This window comes from Streptomyces misionensis (genome assembly GCF_900104815.1).
In the GTDB taxonomy this organism is placed as follows: domain Bacteria; phylum Actinomycetota; class Actinomycetes; order Streptomycetales; family Streptomycetaceae; genus Streptomyces; species Streptomyces misionensis.
In genome coordinates, this window is the sequence record NZ_FNTD01000004.1 from 6,240,817 (window position 1) to 6,264,345 (window position 23,529).

General features: G+C 74.0%; 19 protein-coding genes and 1 pseudogene. 8 read left to right on the top strand and 12 right to left on the bottom strand.

All coding sequences use genetic code 11. The features are described 5' to 3' along the window. Nucleotides 1-15: 15 nt before the first annotated feature. Nucleotides 16-1,760: pseudogene (gene treZ, locus BLW85_RS29895) on the bottom strand (malto-oligosyltrehalose trehalohydrolase). 208 nt (nucleotides 1,761-1,968) lie between these two features. Here treZ and BLW85_RS29900 point away from each other — a divergent pair. Together BLW85_RS29900 and BLW85_RS29905 are read left to right on the top strand one after the other, a co-directional pair. After that, complete coding sequence (locus BLW85_RS29900; RefSeq protein ID WP_070025538.1) at nucleotides 1,969-2,538, top strand: DUF1707 and FHA domain-containing protein; 570 nt, start codon at nucleotides 1,969-1,971, stop codon at nucleotides 2,536-2,538. Nucleotides 2,539-2,622: 84 nt separating this feature from the next. Beyond that, nucleotides 2,623-3,030, top strand: a complete 408-nt coding sequence (locus BLW85_RS29905; RefSeq protein ID WP_074993962.1) for an SSI family serine proteinase inhibitor — start codon at nucleotides 2,623-2,625, stop codon at nucleotides 3,028-3,030. 8 nt (nucleotides 3,031-3,038) lie between these two features. On the opposite strand, the gene BLW85_RS29910 is transcribed toward BLW85_RS29905, so the two are convergent. Together BLW85_RS29910 and lpdA are read right to left on the bottom strand one after the other, a co-directional pair. After that, complete coding sequence (locus BLW85_RS29910) at nucleotides 3,039-4,292, bottom strand: M14 family zinc carboxypeptidase (protein ID WP_070025540.1); 1,254 nt, start codon at nucleotides 4,290-4,292, stop codon at nucleotides 3,039-3,041. A 125-nt stretch (nucleotides 4,293-4,417) separates the two neighbouring features. Beyond that, nucleotides 4,418-5,857: a dihydrolipoyl dehydrogenase gene (lpdA, locus tag BLW85_RS29915; protein WP_074996255.1), complete on the bottom strand. Its 1,440-nt coding sequence runs from the start codon at nucleotides 5,855-5,857 to the stop codon at nucleotides 4,418-4,420. A 94-nt stretch (nucleotides 5,858-5,951) separates the two neighbouring features. Here lpdA and BLW85_RS29920 point away from each other — a divergent pair, with 94 nt between their 5' ends. Beyond that, complete coding sequence (locus BLW85_RS29920; RefSeq protein WP_070025541.1) at nucleotides 5,952-6,866, top strand: LysR family transcriptional regulator; 915 nt, start codon at nucleotides 5,952-5,954, stop codon at nucleotides 6,864-6,866. Nucleotides 6,867-7,001: 135 nt separating this feature from the next. Here the strand turns inward: BLW85_RS29920 and BLW85_RS29925 are convergent, their stop codons facing one another. From BLW85_RS29925 to glgX, 3 genes are all read right to left on the bottom strand, one after another. Next, the gene (locus tag BLW85_RS29925) at nucleotides 7,002-7,685 is read right to left on the bottom strand and encodes a maleylpyruvate isomerase N-terminal domain-containing protein (protein WP_074993964.1); all 684 of its coding nucleotides are present in this window, start codon (nucleotides 7,683-7,685) and stop codon (nucleotides 7,002-7,004) included. 92 nt (nucleotides 7,686-7,777) lie between these two features. Continuing rightward, on the bottom strand, nucleotides 7,778-10,120 hold the full coding sequence (gene treY, locus BLW85_RS29930; RefSeq protein WP_074993966.1) for a malto-oligosyltrehalose synthase: 2,343 nt from the start codon (nucleotides 10,118-10,120) through the stop codon (nucleotides 7,778-7,780). A 102-nt stretch (nucleotides 10,121-10,222) separates the two neighbouring features. Next, nucleotides 10,223-12,331 (bottom strand): glycogen debranching protein GlgX, encoded by a 2,109-nt coding sequence (gene glgX / locus BLW85_RS29935; RefSeq protein WP_074993968.1) that lies wholly within the window; start codon nucleotides 12,329-12,331, stop codon nucleotides 10,223-10,225. 402 nt (nucleotides 12,332-12,733) lie between these two features. Between glgX and BLW85_RS29940 the strand changes: the two genes are divergently transcribed. After that, complete coding sequence (locus BLW85_RS29940) at nucleotides 12,734-13,972, top strand: SAV2148 family HEPN domain-containing protein (RefSeq protein ID WP_070025545.1); 1,239 nt, start codon at nucleotides 12,734-12,736, stop codon at nucleotides 13,970-13,972. Between the two features lie 102 nt (nucleotides 13,973-14,074). After that, complete coding sequence (locus tag BLW85_RS29945) at nucleotides 14,075-14,797, top strand: 3'-5' exonuclease (protein WP_074993971.1); 723 nt, start codon at nucleotides 14,075-14,077, stop codon at nucleotides 14,795-14,797. A 43-nt stretch (nucleotides 14,798-14,840) separates the two neighbouring features. On the opposite strand, the gene BLW85_RS29950 is transcribed toward BLW85_RS29945, so the two are convergent. After that, nucleotides 14,841-15,704 carry a phosphotransferase enzyme family protein gene (locus tag BLW85_RS29950; protein ID WP_070025547.1) on the bottom strand — a complete coding sequence of 288 codons (864 nt, stop codon included), beginning with the start codon at nucleotides 15,702-15,704 and terminating at the stop codon, nucleotides 14,841-14,843. A gap of 291 nt (nucleotides 15,705-15,995) precedes the next feature. On the opposite strand from BLW85_RS29950, the gene BLW85_RS29955 reads away from it, so the two are divergent. From BLW85_RS29955 to BLW85_RS29965, 3 genes are all read left to right on the top strand, one after another. Next, a complete protein-coding gene (locus BLW85_RS29955; RefSeq protein ID WP_070025548.1) occupies nucleotides 15,996-16,547 on the top strand; it encodes a DUF1697 domain-containing protein in 552 nt (183 codons plus the stop codon). A gap of 21 nt (nucleotides 16,548-16,568) precedes the next feature. Then, on the top strand, nucleotides 16,569-17,585 hold the full coding sequence (locus tag BLW85_RS29960; protein WP_074993974.1) for a ketopantoate reductase family protein: 1,017 nt from the start codon (nucleotides 16,569-16,571) through the stop codon (nucleotides 17,583-17,585). A 470-nt stretch (nucleotides 17,586-18,055) separates the two neighbouring features. Next, nucleotides 18,056-18,379, top strand: coding sequence for a hypothetical protein (locus BLW85_RS29965; protein ID WP_070025550.1), 324 nt, complete (start codon nucleotides 18,056-18,058; stop codon nucleotides 18,377-18,379). Between the two features lie 37 nt (nucleotides 18,380-18,416). On the opposite strand, the gene BLW85_RS29970 is transcribed toward BLW85_RS29965, so the two are convergent. From BLW85_RS29970 to BLW85_RS29995, 5 genes are all read right to left on the bottom strand, one after another. Then, the gene (locus tag BLW85_RS29970; protein ID WP_070025551.1) at nucleotides 18,417-19,154 is read right to left on the bottom strand and encodes a sirohydrochlorin chelatase; all 738 of its coding nucleotides are present in this window, start codon (nucleotides 19,152-19,154) and stop codon (nucleotides 18,417-18,419) included. Nucleotides 19,155-19,159: 5 nt separating this feature from the next. Next, complete coding sequence (locus BLW85_RS29975) at nucleotides 19,160-20,059, bottom strand: ABC transporter permease (protein ID WP_074993976.1); 900 nt, start codon at nucleotides 20,057-20,059, stop codon at nucleotides 19,160-19,162. Then, nucleotides 20,046-20,825, bottom strand: a complete 780-nt coding sequence (locus tag BLW85_RS29980; RefSeq protein WP_070025553.1) for an ABC transporter ATP-binding protein — start codon at nucleotides 20,823-20,825, stop codon at nucleotides 20,046-20,048. Before BLW85_RS29980 ends, BLW85_RS29975 begins: the two co-directional genes overlap by 14 nt. A 34-nt stretch (nucleotides 20,826-20,859) precedes the next feature. Then, complete coding sequence (locus tag BLW85_RS29985; protein WP_070025554.1) at nucleotides 20,860-21,969, bottom strand: aliphatic sulfonate ABC transporter substrate-binding protein; 1,110 nt, start codon at nucleotides 21,967-21,969, stop codon at nucleotides 20,860-20,862. Between the two features lie 223 nt (nucleotides 21,970-22,192). Next, the gene (locus BLW85_RS29995; protein WP_070025555.1) at nucleotides 22,193-23,527 is read right to left on the bottom strand and encodes a sulfate adenylyltransferase subunit 1; all 1,335 of its coding nucleotides are present in this window, start codon (nucleotides 23,525-23,527) and stop codon (nucleotides 22,193-22,195) included. Nucleotides 23,528-23,529: the final 2 nt, after the last annotated feature.

Consider the following 23,529-nt stretch of genomic DNA (forward strand, 5'->3'; position numbering starts at 1 on the left):
CCGAACGAGAGACCCCTAGGGCTGGGCGAGCACCACGCAGGACTCACCCGGCAGGTGGAGCAGTCCGTCCGGCCCCGGGGCCGCCACCGGTTCCCACGCGGCGAGGACCAGGGCGGGGCGGGCGCCCAGCGGGATGGCGGCCGGGTCCTTGCCCAGGTTGACGGCGACCCGGACGTCCCCGCGCCGGAAGGCCAGCCAGCGTGCCTCCTCGTCGTAGGCCACCTTGGTGTCGGCGAGGTCGGGATCGGTGAGGTCCGGCTGCTCGCGGCGCAGTGCGATCAGCCGCCGGTACCAGTCCAGCACCCGGGCGTGCGGCGGGCGCAGGGGCTCCGACCAGTCCAGGCAGGACCGCTCCCGGGTCGCCGGGTCCTGCGGGTCCGGCACGTCCTCCTCGGCCCACCCGTGCGCCGCGAACTCCCGCCGCCTGCCCCGCCGTACCGCCTCGGCCAGCCCGGGGTCGGTGTGGTCGGTGAAGAACTGCCAGGGCGTGCCGGCCGCCCACTCCTCGCCCATGAACAGCATCGGGGTGAACGGCGCGGTCAGCACGAGCGTCGCGGCGCACGCCAGCAGGCCGGGGGAGAGGTGGGCGGAGAGCCGGTCGCCCTGGGCGCGGTTGCCGACCTGGTCGTGGGTCTGGCTGTAGCCGAGCAGCCGGTGCCCGGCCACCCGCGCCCGGTCCAGCGGACGCCCGTGGTGCCGGCCCCGGAAGCTGGAGTAGGTGCCGTCGTGGAAGTAGCCCCCGGTGAGCGTCTTGGCCAGCGCGGCGAAGGGGGCGCGCGCGAAGTCCGCGTAGTAGCCCTGGGACTCGCCGGTCAGCGCGGTGTGCAGGGCGTGGTGGAAGTCGTCGTTCCACTGCGCGTGCAGCCCGAGCCCGTGCTCCGCGCGCGGGGTGATGAACCGGGGGTTGTTGAGGTCGGACTCGGCGATCAGCGACAGCGGCCGGCCCAGCTCGGCCGCGAGGCGGTCCACCGCGGCGGACAGCTCCTCCAGGAAGTGGCGGGCGCGGGTGTCGTACAGCGCGTGCACCGCGTCCAGGCGCAGCCCGTCCAGCCGGTAGTCCCGCAGCCATGCCAGCGCGCTGCCGATCAGGAACGCGCGCACCTCGTCCGATCCGGGCGCGTCCAGGTTCACCGCCGCGCCCCACGGGGTGGTGTACGCGTCCGTGAAGTACGGCCCGAACCGCGGGAGATGGTTCCCGGAGGGCCCGAGGTGGTTGTGCACGACGTCCAGGATCACGCCCAGGCCCAGCTCGTGCGCCCGGTCCACGAACCGCTTCAGCGCCTCGGGGCCGCCGTACGGCTCGTGCACCGCCCACGGCGACACCCCCTCGTACCCCAGCCGTGCCGCCCCGGGAACGGGCACAGAGGCATCAACTCGACGTGGGTGACGCCCAGTTCGGCCAGGTGGTCCAGGCGGGCGGCGGCCGCGTCCAGGGTGCCCCCGGGGGTGTACGTGCCCACGTGCAGCTCGTAGAGCACCGCGCCCGGCAGCGCCCGCCCCGGCCAGTCGGCACGCCAGGCGTACCGTTCGTGCTCCACGACCGCGCTGAGCCCGTCCGGGCCGTCCGGCTGGCGGCGCGAGCGCGGGTCGGGCAGCACCGGACCGTCGTCCAGCGCGAAACCGTAGCGCGCGCCGTCGCCCGCCTCCGCCTCCCCCCTCCACCAGCCCGCCCGCTCGGGATCGCGCCCCAACGGGTGCGCCACGCCCTCGCACTGGAGCGTCACTCGGTCTGCCTGCGGTGCCCACACCTCGAACTGCACGGACGGTTCCCCTTCGTCTGCTCACCGTGATGTCCCGCGTCCCCATCGTGCCGTCCGGACGATCAATCCGCTTTCGAATCGGGGCCTTTCCCCCCAGGTGTCGTGGAACGTTTCCCGGCGGGCCGTGCGGAAGTGGCCGCGCGCGGGCGACGGTTGCCCGCTTTCTCCGGTGTGGACACCCGACGTCCGCTGACCGACAATCACAGGCGTGACGTCGTCCTTCGAGTTCTCCACCTCCTCCGCCCCCGTACCGGCGTCCGCGCGGCTGTCCGACGCGGAGCGGGAGAGGGCGCTGGAGGTGCTGCGGGACGGGGTCGCCAAGGGCCGGCTGTCGCACGACACGTTCGTGCGCCGCATGGAACTGGTGCTCGGCGCGCGCCATGCCGACGAGATCGCCGTACTCGTCGCCGACCTGCCCCGCGAGAACCGTTTCTCCCGCGCGCTGTTCGGCAGCGTCGAGGCGGTCTCCGGGTTCACGGTACGACTGCGCCGCGCCTGGCAGGCCGAGCGGCTGCCCAAGCTGCTGCTGCCCGGACCGGAGCACCTGCGTCCGCTGCGCATCGGCCGCGACCCGGGCAACGGGCTGCGGCTGACCCACGAGACCGTCTCCCGGGTGCACGCCGAACTCAGCCACCAGGGCGGTCTGTGGGTCCTCAGGGACCTCGGCTCCACCAACGGCACCACCGTCAACGGCCGCCGGGTCATCGGCGCGGTCGTGGTCCGCGAGGGCGACCAGGTCGCCTTCGGGCGGGTGGCGTACCGGCTGGCGGTGAGCTGAGCACCCGTGCCGGCGACCGGCCGCAGTGGTGCGAACGGGTGACTCGCCCTGCGGCACGCGGGGCGTCCTGCCGATGCAACGGGCATGACGTATCTCACCAGAGCGACAGCGAGCGCAGGCGCCGTCCTGGCGGTCGCCGGTCTCCTCGCCGCGGGCCCGGCCCGGGCGGCGTCCCACCCCTACGGCAACCGGCTGCACCTCACGGTCACCCGGGACGGCGCCCGGGCCGGCGGCGCGCACGACGTGCTGCTGCGCTGCGCCCCGCCCCAGGGCCACCCGTACGCGACCGAGGCCTGCGCCGAACTGACGGCGGCCCGCGGCGACATCGACCGCATCCCGGCCCGCAAGGTCTTCTGCCCGCGGATCTACTCCCCGGTCACCGCCACCGCGCGCGGCCACTGGAACGGACGGACCGTCGACTTCCGCAGGACGTACACCAACTCCTGCGAACTGCGGGCGCGCACGGGTGCCGTCTTCGCCCTGGGGGACTGACCGGCGGCCTACCGCTCCGCCTGCTCCCGGGCCTGCTGGGCCGCCAGCAGCACCGTGCGGGACTGGTGCTCCACCTGGTGGTCCAGCGGCACCCAGCGGGCCCGGAAGCGCTCGCCGAAGGCCTCCGACCAGGCGGCGACGAGCCGTTCCAGGCGCGGCGCCGCCCGGTCGTCGCTCTCCCGCAGCACCCGCAGCAGCATCGCGGCCGCCCGCAGCGGCAGCCGCCGCCCGAAGGCGTCCACGCTGCCCACGTACGCCATCGTCGTGCCGGCCGGCGGGGTGTGGATCCAGTCCTCGGCCAGGCCAGGGATCAGCTCCAGCGCCCACCGGGCGGCCCGCAGCAGCGGCCCGTCCGCGCCGTCGAGGCGGGGCAGCGCCTCGGCGAGCACCCGCTCCACCTCCCGCGCGTCCCGCAGCAGCCGCTGGGCCAGCCGCCGCATCGCCGCCGCGGGCGCCGGGTGCGGCGCGGGGTCGTCCACCAGGTCGCTGGCCCACATCGGCACCTCCACCACGGCGGTCAGCCCGCCGTAGCGGTGGGCGTGGTACCAGGTGCTGTGGCGGGCGTCGTCCGGCATGCTCGGGTAGGCGGCGCCCGTCTCCGGCCCCGGCATCACATGCACCCCCGGCCCCGAGGCCGGCCAGCCCGCCGCGTCCGAGGCGCCCGTCTCCACCGGGATGTGCAGCTGCGCCGCCGACTTGGCGAACGGTTCGGCGAGGCCGGGCACGTCCTTGGTCAACTGCACCCAGCTGCCGCCCAGATCGGTGCCGTGCAACGTCACCTGGAGGTAGGGGCGCAGCTCGTCTATCACCCCGGTCAGGGCGCGGGTCTCGGGCGGCAGCCGGTCCGGCGGCAGCACGGACGGCGACCACTCCGGCTGCTCCGCGCCGGTGGGCCGGTAGAAGCCGAGGTGGTAGTCGAGCAGGCTGCGCGGGGCCGGGGTGACGTGCAGGGCGGCGCCGTCCGGGTCCGCGCAGAGCAGGAAGTGCCAGGAGGTTCCGGCACGCAACTCCCGCTCGGCGATCACCCGTCGGGCCAACGCCCGCAGGGTGGAGCCGCCGGCCGGTTCGTTGGCGTGGGCGCCCGCCACCACCAGAACCGCCCGCGGCGCGTGGCCGACCGACAGCAGGTGCAGCGGTCGCCCCGCCCGGGACAGGCCCACCTGCCGCAGCGCGCACAGCCCGGGTTCCTGGGCGGCCAACGCCTGTGCGCTGGCGACCAGTTCGGGAACGCTGGGGTAGCGCAGCTCCGGCAGAAGACTCACCCCCGTTTGGCCCCACCCGGCTTCGCCCTCCCAGTCCCGCACGGCACGGGGTGGCTGTCAAGCATCCGGCGGGATGCCCCGCGGGCAAGCGGCAACCGGAGGACGGGCCACCGGATCCGCCGTGCTCACCGCTGGTGCAGCCCACGCCCCGCGAGCGTCAGGAACACCTCGCCCACCGCCTCGGAGAGCGTCGGGTGCGGGTGGACGTGCCGGGCCACGTCGGCGGGTTCGGCGTCCCAGCCGACGATCAGCTGACCCTCCGCGACCATCTCCGACACGTGCGGGCCGACCAGATGCACGCCGAGCACCCGCCCGCCGCCGGCCTCCGCCACCACCTTCACCATCCCGCCCCGGCCGTGCACCATCCCCTTGGCCACGGCGGTCAGCGGCATGGTGTTGACGTCCACCTCGTGCCCCCGCGCCCGCGCCTCCTCCTCGCCCAGGCCCACGGAGGCGGTCTGCGGCGAGGAGTACGTCACCCGGGGCACGGCCGCGTAGTCGACCGGCGCCGGCCGCAGCCCGGCGAGGGTCTCGGCCACCACCAGCGCCTCCGCGAACGAGGCGTGCGCGAGGCCGAGCGAGGGCGGCGGCAGCAGATCGCCGACGACATGGACGCCCGGCACGGCCGTCTCCAGCCGGTCCCAGTCGGCCGGTACGACGAATCCGCGCGCGTCCGCCGCGAGGCCCGCGGCGGCCAGGTCCAGGCCCTCGGTGACCGGCACCCGGCCGACCGCCACCAGCAGCCGCTCGGCGGTCAGCGTCCGGGTCTCGCCGCGCGCGGTGCGCACCCGGGCCCGCACCCCGCCGTCCAGCACCTCCGCGTCCAGCAACCGGGCCCCCGCCTGCACGTCGATGCCGCGCCTGCGCAGCCCGCGCGTCAGATGCCGGCTCACGTCCGCGTCCTCCAGCGGCACGATCCGCTCGGCCGCCTCGACCAGGGTGACCTCCGCGCCCATCGACCGGTGGAAGGAGGCGTACTCCACCCCGATCGCGCCCCCGCCGAGCACCAGGACCGAGCCCGGCAGCCCCGACGCGAACAGCGCGTCGTCACTGGTCACCACCCGGCTCCCGTCCGGCACGAGCCCGGGGAGCGTGCGCGGGCGCGAACCGGTGGCGAGGACGATGCCCCGGCGTGCGGTGAGCCGGTACGCGCCGGGCGCGGCAGCCGGAGCCTTCGGCCGTCCCGCGCCCTGAACCTCCACCGTGCGCGGCCCCGTCAGCCGGGCGCTGCCCCGCACCACCCGCACGCCCGCGTGCTCCAGGTGCGCCGCCACCCCCTTGTGGTTGCGCTCCACGATGTCGTCGCGGGTGGCCACCAGCGCCGTCCAGTCCACGTCGTCCAGCGTGGCCTTCACCCCCCACCGCTCCCGGGCCTCGGCGATGCCGTCGACCAGTTCGGCGGCGTGCAGCATCGCCTTGCTCGGGATGCAGCCGCGGTGCAGACAGGTGCCGCCCAGCTTGTCGCGTTCCACGAGGACGACGTCCAGGCCGAGGGCGGCGGCGCGCAGGGCGGTGCCGTAGCCGCCCGTGCCACCGCCGATGACGATCACATCCGCTGTGTCCATGCTCATGGCCACCACCCTGCGGCTGTCCCTTGCCATGCGTCCAAGGCAATGTTCTTGTGGAATCCATGCAGAACGCTCATGGGAGGGCGGGGAGTTGAGCCTGCGGCAGATGGAGTACTTCGTGACGGTCGTCCAGGAGGCGTCCTTCACGCGTGCGGCGGACGCCCTGCACGTCACCCAGCCCGCCCTCTCGCACCAGATCAAGGCGCTGGAGAAGGCGGTCGGCGGGGCACTGCTGGAGCGGCTGCCCCGGGGTGTGCGGCTCACCCCGATGGGCCGCGCCTTCCTGCCGCACGCCGAACTCGCCGTCCGCAGCGCCGCGCAGGCCCGTCGCGCGGCCCGCGCCGCCGCCGGGGCCGAGGGCGGCGAACTGCACGTCGCCGCCCTGCACTCCATCGCCGTCGGGGCCCTGCCCGACGTGTTCGCCCGCTGGCGCGCCGCCCATCCGAGGGTCCTGCTGCGGCTGCACGAGTACGCCACGTCGGAGGCGCTGGAGGAGGCCGTGCGCCGCGGTACCGCCGATCTCGCCGTGGGCCCCGAGCCCGTCGAGCCGCCCGGGACCGTGGTGCCGATCGGGGCGGAGGAGATCGTCCTGGTGGTGCCGTTCGACGACCGGCTGGCGGGGCGCACGACGGTGACGCTGCCCGAACTCGCGGACCGTTCCTGGGTCCGCTGCGCGATGGAACCCGTGGTGCACGGCGCGCGCTTCCTCGACTGGGCCTGCGGGCAGGCCGGGTTCACGCCCCGGACGGCGGTGTGGACCGAGCAGGCGTCCACGGCGGTACGGATGGCGGCCGCCGGGGTCGGGGTGTGCGCCGCGGCCGCCCACATCGTGCGCGGCGCGGTCGGCGAGGACTGCGTCGTGCTCACGCCCGACCCGGTCTGGCGGCGCCCGCTCGCCGTCTACGCGCGGGTGCCGCCCACCGGGGCCGCCGAGGCCTTCGTGACGTTGCTGCGGGCCGTCTGGCCCAGCGTGAGCGGGCTTCCGCAGCGGTCCGGCACCGCGTGATCCGGGCCGCAGGCGCGACCGTCCGGGCATGGCGGGCCCGGCGGTGACGGCCGGGGCGCCGGTCCGGGCGTCTGCGGGCGCACGCGTGGGTCCGGCCGTCCGCGGGTGCTGTGCCGGTCGCCCGGCGAGCGGCGGTCAGCCCAGGGCGAGCCACCGGACGCCGAGTTGTCCGACCCGCGCGCTCTCCGTCTCGTCCAGCGGCTCGCGGCCGGTGGCCTTGCGCAGGAAACGCGCGCGGCTCCAGCCCAGTGTCCCGGTGGCGGTCGCCTGCTCGGGGCCGAGGAGCAGTTCCAGCACGGCGTCGCCGGCCGACGAGGTGAGCCAGGGCGCACGGCCGAGTGCGTCGGCCAGGTCGAGGCCGTGGAGGGCGACCTCGACGACCCGGGTGAGCAGGAACTCCGGCAGGAGCATGGCGTCACCGTGACGCGTCCGCACGGTGCGGCCGGGCGGCTGGGCCCGGCACAGCCGGTCGACGCGTCGCCAGGTCGCGGTGAAGTCCGCGGCGATGTCACCGCCCTCGGCCGGCTGCGCCGCCCGGTCCCGGGCCAGGGCGATCCGGGCGCCGTTGGTCCGGGCCGAGAAGCGGTCGTCCGGGCGGTAGTACTCCGCCGCGGAGATCCGGGCCGCGTCCGGGGCGGGCGCGTCGAGCATGCCCGGGAGCCAGTCGATCACGACGCAGATGTGCCCCAGCAGGTCGCGCACGGTCCACGGGACGCAGCGTGTCGGCAGGCTCCACTCCGCCTCGGACAGTCCTGACACCGCATCGTCCAGCGCCGTCGATTCCCGGCGGAACGCTTCGAGCACGGGTTCGTGATCCATTCCGGTGACCCTACCGACCGGGTGCGGTCGGGCACCCGGTGGTGATCGGGGCCGGCCGGCGCGGACGCGGTCCGCCGCACCGCGTCGGCGGATCAGTCCGCCGTGCTCCGTTCCAGCAGCGCGACCGGCAGGGGCGCGAACAGGTCGGCCGCCCGGACACGGCCGGTGAACTCGCGTTCGGGATGCAGGACGTCGGTCCAGCGGCCGGGGGGCAGGGGCAGCAGGGTGTCTTGCCAGCCGCCCGACTCGGCGAGCCGCAGCGAGAGGCGGGTGACGGCCGTGATCACCTCGCCGGAGCGGGCGAACGCCGTGCAGTGCTCCGCCGCGGGGCCCTCGGCGGGCAGGGGGGTGTGGGAGGCGGCGGGGCCGAAGGCGTCGGGGCGGCGGGCGCGCAGCCGCAGCGCGGCGGCGGTCAGCGCGTTCTTCTCGCCGGGCGACAGGGGCGGGAAGGCGGCCGGGCGCCGGTTGTCGGGGTCCACCAGGGCCCGGAACTCGCCCTCGGCGCCCTGGTAGACGTCCGGGACCCCCGGCATCGTCAGATGGACCAGGGCGGTGCCGAGGACGTTGGCGCGGATGTGCGGCTCCAGGGCCTTGCGGAAGGCGGCCACGCGGTCGCCGGGCGGCCCGCACGGACCGGCCGCGACGAAGGCGGCCACCGCCTCCTCGTACGGCGCCTCCCGCTCGGTCCAGCTGGTGTACATGCCCGCCTCGCGCACATGCTTCAGCAGGGCCTCGCGCACCCGCTCCTCCTCGGCGGGCCCCAGCCCGAACACCGTCTGCCAGGCCGCCCAGGCCAGCTGCCCGTCGGGCACGCCCTCCTGCCCCCGGGTCAGCTCGGCCACCAGCTCCGCCCAGCGGGACGGGCATTCGGTGAGCACCGCGAGGGCCGCGCGGACGTCGGCGCTGCGCTTGGTGTCGTGCGTGGTGACCGCCGTACCGGTGAGCGGCCAGTCGCGCTGCACCCGTGCGCAGTGGGCGTGGAACTCGCGCGGGGACACCCCCGGCCGGCCCGGGTCACCGCCCACCTCGGTCGCCGACAGCAGCGGAACGTAGCGGTAGAACGCCGTGTCCTCCACCGACTTGGCGCGCAGCGCGGAGGCGGTCTGCGCGAACCGGGTGCGCAGCTCCACCCGGTCGGCGTGGTCCGGCGCGGCCGGGTCGCCGGGCGGCTCGACCAGCAGCCGGCGCACGACGTCGACGGCCGCCGCCTCCTCCGGCACCACGAAGGCGAGCCGGGCCTCCTCGGCGGCCTCCTCGGTGATCGCGAGGGCCGCGTCGCCGGACGCGTAGGGCCGGTAGACCCGCATGCGGACCAGCAGCTCCTCCAGGGCCGTGCGCAGCGCCCAGGGCGCCCGGTCGCGCAGCGCCAGGTCCGGCGAGGTGGCGCACAGCCGGGCGGCGACCCGGGTGAGCCGGTCGGTCTCGGTGGCGAGTTCGTGCGTGAGCACCTTGTAGGCGGCCCGCCGTACCGTGGCGTCCCAGACCCCGCCGCGGTCCGGCTGCGGAGCCGCGAAGTCCCGGTATTCGGCGAGGAGTTCGGCCGCGCCGTCCGGGTCCGTGAACAGGCCGTCGACCTGGCGCAGGGCGTCGTAGCCGGTGGTGCCCGCGACCGGCCAGGAGGGCGGCAGGTGTTCACCGTCGGCGAGGATCTTCTCCACCACCGTCCAGCGCCCGCCGGTCGCCTCGTGCAGCCGCGCGAGATAGCCGTCGGGGTCGGCGAGGCCGTCCGGGTGGTCCACGCGCAGCCCGTCCACCACGCCCTCCGCCAGCAGTTGGAGGACCTTGCCGTGGATGGCCTCGAAGACCTCGGGGTCCTCCACCCGCACCCCGATCAGCTCCGAGATGCTGAAGAACCGCCGGTAGTTCAGCTCCGTGCGGGCCAGCCGCCACCACACCGGGCGGTACCACTGGGCGTCCAGCAACTCGGGCAGCGGCAGGTGCGCGGTGCCGGCGCGCAGCGGCAGCACGTGGTCGTGGCAGCGCAGGACGTCGCCGTCGACCCTCAGGTGCTCCAGCTGCGCGCCGAGCGGTCCGCCCAGCACCGGCAGCAGCACCCGGCCGTCCCCGGCCGCCCAGTCGATGTCGAACCAGCGCGCGTACGGCGACCGCGGCCCTTCGCGCAGCACCTCCCACAGGGCCTGGTTGTGCCGGGGCGCCAGCGCCATGTGGTTGGGCACGATGTCCAGCACCAGGCCCAGACCGTGCTCCCGGGCGGTGCCGGCCAGCGCCCGCAGCCCCTCCTCCCCGCCGAGTTCCGCGCGCACCCGGGTGTGGTCCACGACGTCGTAGCCGTGCGTGGAGCCCGGTACGGCCTCCAGGACCGGTGACAGGTGCAGGTGCGACACGCCGAGCGAGGCGAGGTACGGGACGGCCGCCGCGGCGGCGGAGAACGGGAAGGCGGGCTGGAGCTGGAGCCGGTAGGTGGCCGTGGGCACCTCCGGTCCGGGTCGCGCTGAGGTCATGGGAACCTAGGTACCCATCCCGCCCGCCCTGTCACCGCCGCCGGGCCGACCGGCGGATCGGGTCGCCCGCTCGGGCTACCCCGGGCGCCGCAGCACCGTGAGGCTGCGGTCCGCCAGCCGCAGCCGGTCGCCCGCCCCCGCCTTCGCCCCCGAGCCGGGCGGCACCCCCTGCGGCCGGGCCGTGTCCACCACCACCTGCCACTGCCGGCCGTGGTTCACCGGCACCAGGAAGTCCAGGGGCTGCGGGGAGGCGTTGAACATCAGCAGGAAGGAGTCGTCGGTGATCCGCTCGCCGCGCGGCCCCGGCTCGGAGATCGCGTTGCCGTTGAGGAACACCGTGAGCGCGGAGGCCCGCGCCGACTGCCAGTCCCGCTGGGTCATCTCCTCGCCCTCGGGGGTGAACCAGGCGATGTCGGACAGCTCGTCGTGGGTGCCCTCGACCGGACGGCCGTGGAAGAAGCGGCGCCGGCGCAGCACCGGGTGGTCGCGGCGCAGCCACACCATCGTGCGCCAGAACTCCAGCAGCTCGCCGCCGTCGTCCGGCCAGGCGAGCCAGCTCAGCTCGTTGTCCTGGCAGTAGGCGTTGTTGTTGCCCCGCTGGGTGCGGGCGAACTCGTCGCCGTGGCTGATCATCGGCACGCCCTGGGACAGCATCAGCGTGGCCGCGAAGTTCCGCATCTGCCGGGCGCGCAGCTCCAGGACGGCGGGATCGTCGGTGTCGCCCTCCGCCCCGCAGTTCCAGGACCGGTTGTGGCTCTCGCCGTCCCGGTTGTCCTCGCCGTTGGCCTCGTTGTGCTTGTCGTCGTACGACACCAGGTCGTGCAGGGTGAAGCCGTCGTGGCAGGTGACGAAGTTGATGGAGGCGAGCGGGCGGCGGCCGTCGTCCTGGTAGAGGTCGGAGGAGCCGGTCAGCCGGGAGGCGAACTCCCCGAGCGCGCGCGGCTCGCCCCGCCACAGGTCCCGCACCGTGTCCCGGTACTTGCCGTTCCACTCGGTCCACAGCGGCGGGAAGTTGCCCACCTGGTAGCCGCCCTCGCCCACGTCCCAGGGCTCGGCGATCAGCTTCACCTGGGAGACCACCGGGTCCTGCTGCACCAGGTCGAAGAACGAGGACAGCCGGTCCACCTCGTGGAACTGCCGGGCCAGGGTGGCGGCGAGGTCGAAGCGGAAGCCGTCGACGTGCATCTCGGTGACCCAGTAGCGCAGCGAGTCCATGATCATCTGGAGTACGTGCGGGGACCGCATCAGCAGCGAGTTCCCGGTGCCCGTGGTGTCCGTGTAGTAGCGGGGGTCGTCCGCCAGCCGGTAGTACGACGGGTTGTCGATGCCCTTGAACGACAGGGTGGGGCCCAGGTGGTTGCCCTCGGCGGTGTGGTTGTAGACGACGTCCAGGATGACCTCGATCCCGGCCTCGTGCAGGGCGCGGACCGCCGACTTGAACTCCAGCACCTGCTGGCCGCGGTCGCCCCAGGAGGCGTACGCGTTGTGCGGGGCGAAGAAGCCGATGGTGTTGTAGCCCCAGTAGTTGCTCAGGCCCAGGTCCACCAGCCGGTGGTCGTTCACGAACTGGTGCACGGGCATCAGTTCGAGGGCCGTCACGCCCAGCTTGGTCAGGTGTTCGATCAGCGCCGGGTGGGCGAGCCCCGCGTACGTGCCGCGCAGCTCCTCCGGAATGTCCGGGTGACGCATGGTCAGGCCCTTGACGTGCGCCTCGTAGATCACCGTGTGGTGGTACTCGGTGCGCGGCGGCCGGTCGTCGCCCCAGTCGAAGTACGGGTTGATCACCACCGAGGACATGGTGTGCGGCGCCGAGTCCAGGTCGTTGCGCCGCTCGGGCGCGTCGAAGTGGTGGCCGTACACCTCCTCGCCCCAGCGGATGCGGCCGCCGATCGCCTTCGCGTACGGGTCGAGCAGCAGTTTCGCCGAGTTGCAGCGCAGCCCGCGCCCGGGGTCGTACGGTCCGTGCACCCGGAAGCCGTACCGCTGCCCGGGCATCACCCCCGGTACGTACGCGTGCCGCACGAACGCGTCGCTCTCGCGCAGTTCCACCGCCGTCTCCGAGCCGTCGTCGTGCAGCAGACACAGCTCTACTCGGTCCGCGGCCTCCGTGAAGACCGCGAAGTTGGTGCCGGCGCCGTCATAGGTGGCGCCGAGCGGATATGCCTCTCCAGGCCAGACCTGCATGGACACGACTCTCCCAGCTGTGCGGCCCGCTCGGGCCGCGTTGCGCTACGAGTCCCCCTGACGGCAGGAAGTCTCCCCCGAAAACGGGAACAGGTGTGAGGGGGCGCGGCCGGACCGGGTGGGGCAGGGCGGGGCGCGCCGGGAGCGGGGGCCGTGGGCGCGCACGGCACGTCGGCGGCCGGAGGCGCCGGTGGCCCGGCCGGGTGCGCCCCGGGAGCCCCCGCTATGAAACCGCTCACTCCCGGTGCCCCGCCGGGGCGGAACGGCCCGGAAACCCCAAGCAGTTGAGCGAAGCAGCCGGGGAACCGACCTGTCCATCCGGCTGCAGCGCACAGTGCTACCGGAGTACCCTTCCTTGATCGTTGAGACGGGAGAGGCCCGGAAGTGGAAGGCGGTGCACGGGTGGGCTCGGGAGGGCTGGAGCTGCCCCCTGGTGACGAGGGTCACGAGGGGAACTCCGCGGACGTCCCGCCCGGCGCGGTGTCGCTGGCACGGCCGATGGACGCGGGTTCCATCGGGCCGGAGCTGGACTGGGACGCCGACGCCTGGCACGAGGTGCGCACCCGCGCCCAGCGGGCCGGCCGGGCCTACATCTGGCTGAACCTGGTGGAGCAGCGGCTGCGGTCGGTCGTCGCGGCCGTCCTGCGGCCGGTCTACGAGCCCGTGCACGGCGACGAGTGGGTGGTCGCCGCCGCCGGACCGGCCGGTCAGGAGTGGGTGCAGCGCGCGGTCGCCGTCCGCGAAGTCAGCCGCCGCAAGGGCTACTTGCTCGACCCGGCCGACGACAACGTGCTCAGTTTCCTGACGCTGCCGCAGCTGCGCGAACTGATGGTGCAGCACTGGCCCTGCTTCGAGCCGTACTTCGACGAGCGCCGCGACCTCGAACTCGCCCTGGACGAGCTGGAGGTGACCCGCAACGTCGTCTCCCGCAACCGGGCCCTGTCCGAGGCGGTGCTCGGCCAGGCGGAGCGCGCCTCGGCCCGGCTCCTGGAGATGCTCGGCGCGGGCGGCGACGTGCCCTCCGCGCGCCGGCTGCCGGTCGACGCGGTGGAGGACCTGGTCGGCGACCGGTACGCGGACGTGGTCGCCGTGCACTCTGACCGGGTGCGGCTGATGCGCCAGTTCCCGGCCGAGGACATCTTCGGCGGCGCCCGGCGCCTCGACGCCATCGGCATCGGCCTCAACCTGCTGGTGCAGAACTTCTCCGGGCGGCGCCTGATCCGGCTCGCCGAGTCCGGCTGCCGGGTGCGGCTGCTCTTCCTCAACCCCGCCTCCAGCTCGGTCAAGCGCCGCGAGCGCGAACTCGGCATGAAGCGCGGCGAACTCAGCCGCTCGGTCGAGATGAACATCCTGCACATGCGCCGGGTGCGCTCCCGGCTGCGCGACCCGGGCGCCTTCGAGATCCAGGTCTACGACGAGACGCCCCGCTTCACCGCCTACCTGGTGGACGGCGACGGTGCCGACGGCGTCGCCGTGGTGCAGTCCTATCTGCGCGGGGCGCGCGGCATGGAGTCCCCCGTGCTGGTGCTGCGCAACGGCAGCCGCCTGGTCAAGTCGGACGACGCGGGCGAAGCCGGGCTGTTCCCGACATACCGTGAGGAGTTCGAGCTGGCCTGGGCCGATTCGCGCCCGGTGTCCTGAACCGTCCCCGGCGAGAAGCGGAACGCGGTCCTCTGGTTGTCAGTGGCGCGTGCGAAGGTGGAGACCACTGGGGGAACGCACCGTCAAGAAGGGGGACCACCCATGGGCTGGCACCGGGAGCTGCTGATCGGTTTCGACCTGGAGACGACCGGCACGGATCCGCGCGAGGCGCGCATCGTCAGCGGCGCGGTGATCGAGGTCAGGGCCGGCGAACGACTGGGACACCGGGAGTGGCTGGCCGACCCGGGCGTGGAGATCCCGGAGGACGCGGTCGCCGTGCACGGCATCAGCAACGAACGCGCGGCGGCCGAGGGCGAGCCGGCCGACCGGGTGGCCGACGCCATCGCCCGCGCGCTGGTGTCCTACTGGACGGCGGGCGTCCCCGTCGTCGCCTACAACGCGGCCTTCGACCTCACCCTGCTCTCCGCCGAACTGCGCCGCCACGGACTGCCGTCGCTCTCCGACCGCCTCGGCGGCCTCGCCCCGGCCCCCGTCGTCGATCCCTATACGATCGACCGCTGGGCCGACCGCTACCGCCGCGGCAAGCGGAACCTGGAGGCGGTGTGCGCGGAGTACGGCGTCGTCCTGGAGGCGGCGCACAACGCCTCGGCCGACGCCCTCGCCGCGGCCCGCCTGGCCACCGCGATAGCCGACCGCCACCCCAAGATCGCCGCCCTCGGCCCCGCGGAACTGCACCGCAGGCAGATCGAGTGGTACGCGCAGTGGGCGGCCGACTTCCAGGCCTTCCTGCGCCGCAAGGGGGAGGCGGCGGCGGTGGTGGACGGCGCGTGGCCGCTGCGGGAGCTGACGCCCGAGGTGGTGTGACGGGGCGTTCGCGGGAGTGCGGCAGAGCGGTTCGGCGCGGCGCTCAGAAGGGGTACCAGCGCACCGACTCGTCCCCGTCCCGCAGTGAGGCCACCCGGCGGCGGAACTCCGCCAGCGCCTTGGGGTTGCTCGGCGCGTGCTGGGCCACCCAGGCACAGCTGGCCGTCTCCCGGGCGCCGCGGAGCACCGAGCACCCCTCCCACTCGCGCACGTCCCAGCCGTAGGTCCCGGTGAACGCGTCGTACGCCTCGGCCGGCAGCCCGTACCGGTCGCGGGACAGCGCCATGACCACCAGGTCGTGCTCGCGCAGGTCGGCCGAGAAGGTCTCCAGGTCCACCAGGACCGGCCCGTGCGGACCGATGTGCACATTGCGGGGCAGCGCGTCGCCGTGGATCGGGCCCGGCGTCAGACGGGGCGTCAGCGCGGCCGCGGCCGCCGCGAAGCCGTCCCGGCGCTCGCGCAGATACGCCGCGTCCTCGGGGTCGATCGCCGTACCCGCCAGCCGCAGCCAGCGCTCCACCCCGCCGAGCAGTTCCCGGCGCGGCAGCGCGAACGGCGCGGCGGGCAGGGCGTGCACGACCCGCAGCAGCTCGGCCAGGTCCCTGGGCTCGGCGGGCCGCTCGGCATCGGGCAGCCGGTGCCACACGGTCACCGGGTGACCGCCCACCAGACGCGGCTCCGGCTCGGCGGCCCGTACCGCGGGCACGCCCGCCTCGGCCAGCCACCCGGCGATGGCCAGCTCGCGCCGGGCCCGCTCCAGCAGCTCGGCGTCCCGGCCCACCTTGACCACCAGGTCACCGGCGGCGAACACCGCGTTCTCGCCGAGCGCGAGCAGCCGCGCGTCCCCGGCCGCGACCGTCGGCACCCCAGCCGCGGCCAGCACCTCCCGCGCCCGTGCCTCGTCCATCGTCGTGCCTCCGTCGTCCCGAGCCGTCGTACGGGGTCCCGGCGGATGCCGTTTCCCCCGGCCAGTCTCCCATTCGCCCTGGCCGGGCCCGCCCGCGAGGCGGGGATGTCCGTTCCGCCGCCAGAGATCCACTTTGTGATTACGAAAGCTTGTTGAACAAGTCACAGCCGCGTGCAGAGGTTGATCCCGACCCCGTCGAACCGGCAGAGTTTCGCGCAGCCCGAGCGAAGCACGGGCCCCGGCCGTCGTGCCCGCCCCCACGGGGCACGACGGCCGTTCTAAGCTGACCGGGTGACCACCTATGCGGCGCTGTTGCGCGGGATCAACGTCGGCGGCAACCGCAAGCTCCCCATGGCCGACCTGCGCGCCCTGCTCGGCGGCCTCGGCCACACCGGCGTCCGCACCCATCTGCAGAGCGGCCAGGCGGTGTTCACCGCCGGCCACGGCGACGAGGACACCCTCGCGGCGGAGCTGGCCGACGCGATCGAGGAGCGCTTCGGCTTCGCGGTGGACGTCCTGGTGCGCGACCACGCCTACCTGGCCGAAGTGGCCCGCGCCTGCCCCTTCCCGGCCGCCGACCTGGCGGCCCGGCAACTGCACGTCACCTACTTCTCCGCGCCCGTCACCCCCGACCGCTACGCGCACATCGACCAAGCGGCCCATCTCCCCGAGGAGTTCCGCCTCGGCGACCGCTGCCTGTACCTGTACGCCCCCGACGGCCTCGGCCGCTCCAAGCTCGCCGCGGCGCTGAGCCGGCCGCGCGCCACCAAGGACCTGATCGCCACCAGCCGGAACTGGAACACCGTGGTCAAGCTGGTCGAGCTGACCACGCCGGCGACCTGAACACGGAGAGGGGACCGGCCGATGCGCTACATCGTGATCGGGGCGGGCGCGGTCGGCGGCGCCGTCGGCGGCCGGCTGGCCCAGGCCGGCCGTGAGGTCGTGCTCGTCGCCCGCGGCACCCAGCTGACGGCGCTCGGCGAGCACGGGCTGCGCCTGCGCGTCCCCGAGGGCGAGCTGAGGCACCGGCTGCCGGCCGTCGCGGGCCCGGAGCCGCTCGGCGCGCTGCGGGCCGACGACGTGCTGCTGCTCGCCGTGAAGACCCAGGACACCGTGGCCGCCCTGGACACCTGGGCCGGCGCCCCGGTGGCCGGCGGCGGCACCGCCGGTGAGCGGCTGCCGCTGTTCTGCCTCCAGAACGGCGTGGAGGGCCCCCGGCTCGCGCTGCGCCGCTTCCGCCGGGTCTACGGCGTCTGCGTCTGGCTGCCCGCCACCTTCGTGGAACCCGGTGTCGTCTCCGCCGCCGGCTCCCCGCTGACCGGTGTGCTGCACCTGGGCCGCGCCCCGCACGACACCGACGGCACCGCCCGGAGCGTCGCCGCCGACCTCGCGGACGCCCGCTTCGAGGCGCCGGTCGTGCCGGACGTGGCCCGCTGGCAGTACGCCAAGCTGCTCGGCAACCTGGCCAACGCCCAGGAGGCGGTGAGCGGGCCCGGCACGTCCGAGGCCGCCAAGGCGCTGTCCGCGCGGGTGCGGGCCGAGGGGGAGGCCGTGCTGGAGGCCGCGCGGATCGACTGGGCGAGCGCCGAGGAGCAGCGCGCGGCGCGCGGCGGCAAGGTGACCCTGGTCCCGCTGGAGGGCGCCCCGCGCGGCGGCGGCTCCTCCTGGCAGTCCCTCGTCCGCGGCACCGGCAGCATCGAGGCGGACTACCTCAACGGCGAGATCGTCCTCCTCGGCCGGCTGCACGGCGTGCCCACCCCGCTGAACGAACTCCTCCAGCGTCTCGCCGGCACCTTCGCCCGGGAGCGCCGGCCCGCGGGCTCCCTGCCGATCGCCGACCTGGTCCGCATGGCCGACGAGGCCGAGCGGCGGACGTACTGACCCGCTCTCCGCTTGGCCGCAACCGGAGCCGGGGTGAGCCGGCGTACAGATGGCCGATAACCGCCCCTGGGGCGCGGCTGCTTGATCCTCCGCTGTGACACCGGGGCCGCCCGGGACGCAGAACGAAGAGCCGTCGCGGTCCGACGTCACAGGGGAGCGCCGGGCCGTGACGGCTTTTACCACGACCTCGCCCGCAAGGGGTCAGGGTCTGCGAACAACGCGACAAGTCCCGCCCGCATGCCTAGGGTTGAAGCCACGCCGGGCGGTCCGGGACCCGCGCCGGAGCACGCGCGCGCGGTTCCGCTTGCACGCCCGGCCCGGCCGACCGACACCGTTCGCCCGAACGAGCGGCGATTTTCGGCCTACTCGGCGCGTTCGCCGTCGCGGCGGGCAGGCGCCGCGCCACCGGGCCGCGGCGCCCGCCCGGACCGCCGGCAACGTCACCTCCGATCCACGAGCGAGGACTGGACATGAGCACCTATGACTACGGACACGTCAACGGCCCCGGACAGTACGGCGAGTTCGTCGCCCTCGACCTGACGCACGGCACCCCGCCCCTCGATGCCCTGATCGCCGTCTCCGCCCGGCTCACCGAGGCGTTGCGCAGGGAGTGCCCGGGGCTCGTCCGCCAGGGCCAGATCATCGAGGCGGCGTTCGCGGAGTCCGCCGACGACGGGCTGCCGCCCAACCGCGGCCGCATCCGTTCCGCGCTGGACGACATCTGCATCGGGGCATCGGCCGGCACCGCCAGCCTCGCCTACACCCGGCAGCTGGTGCAGGCCCTCGGGCTGTGACCGCCGGCCGGCGCGGTGCGCGCCTCGGCGGTGCCCCTCAGGCGCCCAGCACCTGGAGCGCCGGGCGGCACGCGGCGTCGTACCGGCGCAGCAGCAGCCGCGCCACCTCCGGCGCGGGACCCAGTACCTCGGCGAGCACGTCCGCACCGGCGGCGCCGCGCGCGATGCGGTCCGGCAGGAAGCCGGGGGCCAGCACGTACGGCGCGACGGCCACGCGGGCGCAGCCGAGCGCGCGCAGTTCGCGCACGGCGTCCTCGGTGCGCGGCAGGGAGGCGGAGGCGAACGCGGGCCGCACGGCGCACCAACCGGTGTGCCACCACTCCCGCGCGATGTCGGCGATCACCGCGATCGCCTCCGGGTCACTGGACCCCGCCGAGGCCAGTACGACCCCGGTCGAGGACTTGTCGGCCGGGGACAGCCCGGCCTCGTACAGGCGCCGCTCCAGCGCCGCGAGCAGCAGCGGCGACGGGCCGAGCACCTCCGCCTGCCGGATGCGCAGCCGCGCGGGCGCCTGCCGCAGCACCGCCGGGATGTCGGCCTTGGCGTGGAAGGCACGGGTCAGCAGCAGTGGCAGGGCCACGACGTCCCGGACCCCCTCCGCCGCCAGGGACCCCAGGACGCCCTGCACCGAGGGCACGTTGAAGTCCAGGAAGCCGGTCTCCACGCGCAGCCCGGGCCGCTGCGACCGCACCCGCTCCACCAGGGCGTGCACGGTCCGGGCGTGCCGCGGGTCGCGGCTGCCGTGGGCGATGACGAGGAGCACGGGCCCGTTCATGCCGGTCAGCCCCTCACCAGCAGCCCGCGGCTGCGCAGCACCCACCGCTCCAGCGGACTGAAGATCAGCAGGTCGATCGCTATGCCGACGAACAGGATCAGCAGGATGGCCTCGAACACCATCGCCATGTCGCTGGCGGTGCGCGCGTTCTCCAGCAACTGGCCGAGGCCGGTGCCCAGATCGGGGAAGCTGGCGATGATCTCCGCGGCCATCAGGGAGCGCCAGGAGAACGCCCAGCCCTGCTTCATGCCGGCCACATAGCCGGGCAGGGCGGCCGGCAGGGTGATGTGCCAGGTGCCCCTGACGCCGGTGGCGCCCAGCGTGCGGCCCGCGCGCAGGAACAGCGGGGAGACCTGGTCCACCCCGGAGACCAGCCCGTTGGCGATGGACGGCACCGCGCCGAGCAGGATCACCGTGTACATCATGGAGTTGTTCAGGCCCAGCCAGATCACCGCGGGCGGCACCCAGGCCACCGACGGCAGCGACTGGAGCCCGGACAGCACCGGCCCGATCGCCGCGCGCACGAACCTGACCCGCGCCACCAGCAGCCCCAGCGGGGTGCCGATCAGGAGTGCGAGGCAGAAGCCGAGCAGGCCCCGGGAGACGGAGGTCCAGATGTAGCCGAGCAGCTTGCCCTGGAGCCAGTCGTCGCGGAAGGCGCCCCAGACCGCGCCCGGCGTGGGCAGCTTGGTGGGATCGTCCACGATCTTCAGGGTGATCAGGCCCTGCCACACCACCAGCACCACGACGATCGCGGCGAGGGGCGGGACGATCTTGTCGACGAGGGTCTTGCGGAACGGGGTACGGCGCGACGGGGTGGTCTCCAGCGCGTCGAGGCCCGCCCCCACGCTGTCCGTCGCGGGACCGTCCGTCGCGGGACCGGTCGTCGTCTCACTGCTGGCCATGACGGCGGATCTCCCCACGCAGGACTTCGGTGATCTCCAGGGACAGCTCCGCCACGGGCGCGTCCTCGATGCGCCGCGGATGCGGGATGCCGACCTCCCACTCCCGGGCGATGCGGCCGGGCCGGGAGGAGAGCAGCACGACCCGCTGGGCGAGCCGCACCGCCTCGCGCACGTTGTGCGTCACGAACAGCACCGACAGACCGGTCTCCGACCAGATCCGGGTCAGCTCGTCGTGCAGCACGTCCCGCGTGATGGCGTCCAGGGCCGCGAACGGCTCGTCCATCAGCAGCAGCCGGCTCTCCTGCGCCAGCGCGCGGGCCATCGCGACCCGCTGGCGCATGCCGCCGGACAGTTCGTGCACGCGCTTGCCGTACGCGCCCTGCAGCCGGACGAGTTCGAGCAGTTCCTCGGCCTTGCCGCGCCGCTCCGGGCGGGGGACTCCCCTGAGCCGGAGGGCGAGTTCGATGTTCTTGCCGGCGGTCAGCCAGGGGAACAGGGCGTGTTCCTGGAACATCAGCGCGGGGCGGCCGTCGGTGTGGATGGTGCCCGTGGTGGGCTTGTCCAGGCCCGCCACCAGGTTGAGCAGCGTGGACTTACCGCAGCCCGAGGCACCCAGGAGGGTGACGAACTCGCCGGGTGCGACATCGATGCCGATGTCGTCCAGGACGAGCTGGGGCCCGCCCGGTGTGGCGAAGGACTTCGAGACATGCTCAAGGCGTGCGGCGTACTCCACCGACCGCGCGGCCTTGGCGAGGGTCGTGGCCATGGTCGTCACCTCCTGGGACGTCGTGGGGCGGGTGTCAGCTGGTGCCGAGACCGGCGGCGTCGACCGGACGTCCGCCCTCGGCCTTGAGAACCTTGTTGAGGATCGTCAGGTCGTAGATCCCCTTCAGATCCGGCTTGGCCAGCAGCCCGGCCTTGACCGCGTGCGCCGCCTCGCTGTCGAGGCTGGCGGCCAGCGGGTCGTCGGTGAAGCGGACGGACTTCCACGCCGGGTCGAGCACATCGGCCGGCAGCGCCTTGCCGGAGTCGTCCGCGAGCTGCTTGTTCGCGGCCTGCTTCGCCTGCTCCGGGTTGGCGTTGATCCACTTGTTGGCCTCGACGGACGCCCTCAGCACCGCCTCGACGGCCTTCGGGTGCTCCTTGAGGAACGCCTGGCGCACGACGATGTTGGTGATCACGAACTTGTTGCCCGGCCACAGCGAGGACTCGTCCAGCAGCACCTTGCCGCCCTCGGCGACCAGCTTGGACGCGGTCGGCTCCGGCACCCAGGCGCCGTCGACGGAGCCCGACTTGAAGGCGTCCGGGGTCACCTTGTTGTCGCTGCGCACGACCGTGACATCGCCCTTGCCGCTCTGCGGGTCCACCTTCCAGCCCTGCTCCGCGGCCCAGTTGAGGAACGCCACGTCCTGCGTGTTGCCCAGCTGCGGAGTGGCGATCTTCTTGCCCTTGACGTCCTTCAGCGACGTGATCTTCTTGGGGTCGACGACCAGCTTGACCCCGCCGGACGCCGAACCACCGATGATCTTCAGGCTCTTGCCGTCGGACTTGGTGTAGCCGTTGATCGCCGGGGAGGGGCCGATCCAGCCGATGTCGATGGAGCCCGAGTTCAGCGCCTCGATCTCGGAGGGTCCGGCGTTGAACGTGGCGTACTCGGCCTTGGTGGCGCCCAGTTCCTTCTGGAACAGACCGCGCTCCCGGCCCACCAGCGCGGTGCCGTGGGTCAGGTTCGGGAAGTAACCGATCTTCACGGAGTCGAGACCGTCGGTCTTCTTCGCCCCGGCGGCGACCTTCGCGGTGTCGTCGGTCTTCGCCTCGGAGCCGTAGCCGCACGCGGCGAGCAGGAGCAGGGGGAGCGCGGCCAGCGCGGCCGTCGAGCGGCGCAGCACGCGGGAGTTGATGGCAGGCACGGGAGGTTTTCCTCTCGTTGGCCCGGCGGTCACGGTCTCTCAGGTCGTGGCCGGGAGGTCGGCAGGTCTTCGTTTACGGCGGTGGGGGGTGAGGGCGCGCGAGCGGTGCGCGTACGTCAGCGCACACATCGCGCGACCCCGCCCTGGCCGCTGCCGAGGGCGCCGCTGCCCACACGGCCGCCCTCCTTCGCGAACGCCGAGAAGAAATCGGGAGGGTTCATGGTCAGAAGTCCCAGCCGTCGTCGTCGGCCGCGCTCTTGACCGGGTCGGGCGCCGCGAACGACTCGCCGACCATGCCCGCGGTGAGCGTGGTGCCGTCGGCCGGGTCGATCAGGATGAACGAACCGGTGCGGCGGGAGTCGGCGTAGGAGTCGACCGGGAGGGGTTCGGCCGTGCGGATCTTGACGCGGCCGATGTCGTTGGCGGCGAGCTGCCCGGGGTGCGGGTGCAGGGACAGGTCGTCCAGGGTGAGCCGGGACGGGATGTCCTTCACGATCGCCTTGACCGTGCGCGTGCCGTGCTTGAGCAGCACCCGGTGGCCGACCGTCAGCGGCTGGTCGGCGACGTGGCAGACGGTCGCCTCCACGTCCTGCGTGGTGGGCGGCGCGTCCTTCGTCGGCACGATCAGATCGCCGCGCGAGACGTCGATGTCGTCCGCCAGCAGGAGGGTCACGGACTGCGTGGTCCACGCGACGTCCACCGGCTCGCCCAGCAGGTCGATGCCGGAGATCGTCGAGGTCCGCCCGGACGGCAGGACGGTGACCTCCTCGCCGACCCGGAAGCTGCCCGCCGCGATCTGGCCCGCGTACCCCCGGTAGTCGCGGTGCTCCGCGGTCTGCGGGCGGATCACGTACTGCACGGGCAGCCGCGCGTGGCAGTGCGCCAGGTCGTGGCTGACCGGGACGGTCTCCAGGTGCTCCAGGACGGTGGGACCGCCGTACCAGTCCATGTGCGCGGACGGCTCCACCACGTTGTCGCCGGCCAGCGCGGAGATCGGGATCGCGGTCACCTCCGGGACGCCCAGCTCCGTCGCGTACGCCGTGAACTCCTCGGCTGTCGCGGCGAACACGGGCTCCGCGTAGTCGACCAGGTCCATCTTGTTGACCGCGAGGACCACGTGCGGCACCCGCAGCAGGGCGGCGATCGCGGCGTGCCGGCGGGTCTGCTCGACCACGCCGTTGCGGGCGTCGACCAGGATGACGGTCAGCTCCGCCGTGGACGCGCCGGTGACCATGTTGCGGGTGTACTGCACATGGCCCGGGGTGTCGGCGAGGATGAACCGCCGCCGGGGCGTGGCGAAGTAGCGGTACGCCACGTCGATGGTGATGCCCTGTTCGCGCTCGGCGCGCAGACCGTCGGTGAGCAGGGCGAGGTCGGGACCGTCCTGGCCACGGCTCGCCGACGCCCGCTCCACGGCTTCGAGCTGGTCGGCGAGGACCGACTTGGAGTCGTGCAGCAGCCGGCCGACGAGGGTGGACTTGCCGTCGTCCACGGAGCCGGCGGTGGCGAACCGCAGCAGGGTGGTGGCCGAGAGTGCCTCGGTCGTGGTGGTGCTCATGG

Coding starts and splice junctions, on each gene's coding strand:
- BLW85_RS29905 (WP_074993962.1), top strand. CDS start 2,623: ATGACGTATCTCACCAGAGCGACAGCGAGCGCAGGCGCCGTCCTGGCG.
- lpdA (WP_074996255.1), bottom strand. CDS start 5,857: ATGGACACAGCGGATGTGATCGTCATCGGCGGTGGCACGGGCGGCTAC.
- BLW85_RS29925 (WP_074993964.1), bottom strand. CDS start 7,685: ATGGATCACGAACCCGTGCTCGAAGCGTTCCGCCGGGAATCGACGGCG.
- glgX (WP_074993968.1), bottom strand. CDS start 12,331: ATGCAGGTCTGGCCTGGAGAGGCATATCCGCTCGGCGCCACCTATGAC.
- BLW85_RS29945 (WP_074993971.1), top strand. CDS start 14,075: ATGGGCTGGCACCGGGAGCTGCTGATCGGTTTCGACCTGGAGACGACC.
- BLW85_RS29950 (WP_070025547.1), bottom strand. CDS start 15,704: ATGGACGAGGCACGGGCGCGGGAGGTGCTGGCCGCGGCTGGGGTGCCG.
- BLW85_RS29960 (WP_074993974.1), top strand. CDS start 16,569: ATGCGCTACATCGTGATCGGGGCGGGCGCGGTCGGCGGCGCCGTCGGC.
- BLW85_RS29965 (WP_070025550.1), top strand. CDS start 18,056: ATGAGCACCTATGACTACGGACACGTCAACGGCCCCGGACAGTACGGC.
- BLW85_RS29970 (WP_070025551.1), bottom strand. CDS start 19,154: ATGAACGGGCCCGTGCTCCTCGTCATCGCCCACGGCAGCCGCGACCCG.
- BLW85_RS29975 (WP_074993976.1), bottom strand. CDS start 20,059: ATGGCCAGCAGTGAGACGACGACCGGTCCCGCGACGGACGGTCCCGCG.
- BLW85_RS29980 (WP_070025553.1), bottom strand. CDS start 20,825: ATGGCCACGACCCTCGCCAAGGCCGCGCGGTCGGTGGAGTACGCCGCA.
- BLW85_RS29995 (WP_070025555.1), bottom strand. CDS start 23,527: ATGAGCACCACCACGACCGAGGCACTCTCGGCCACCACCCTGCTGCGG.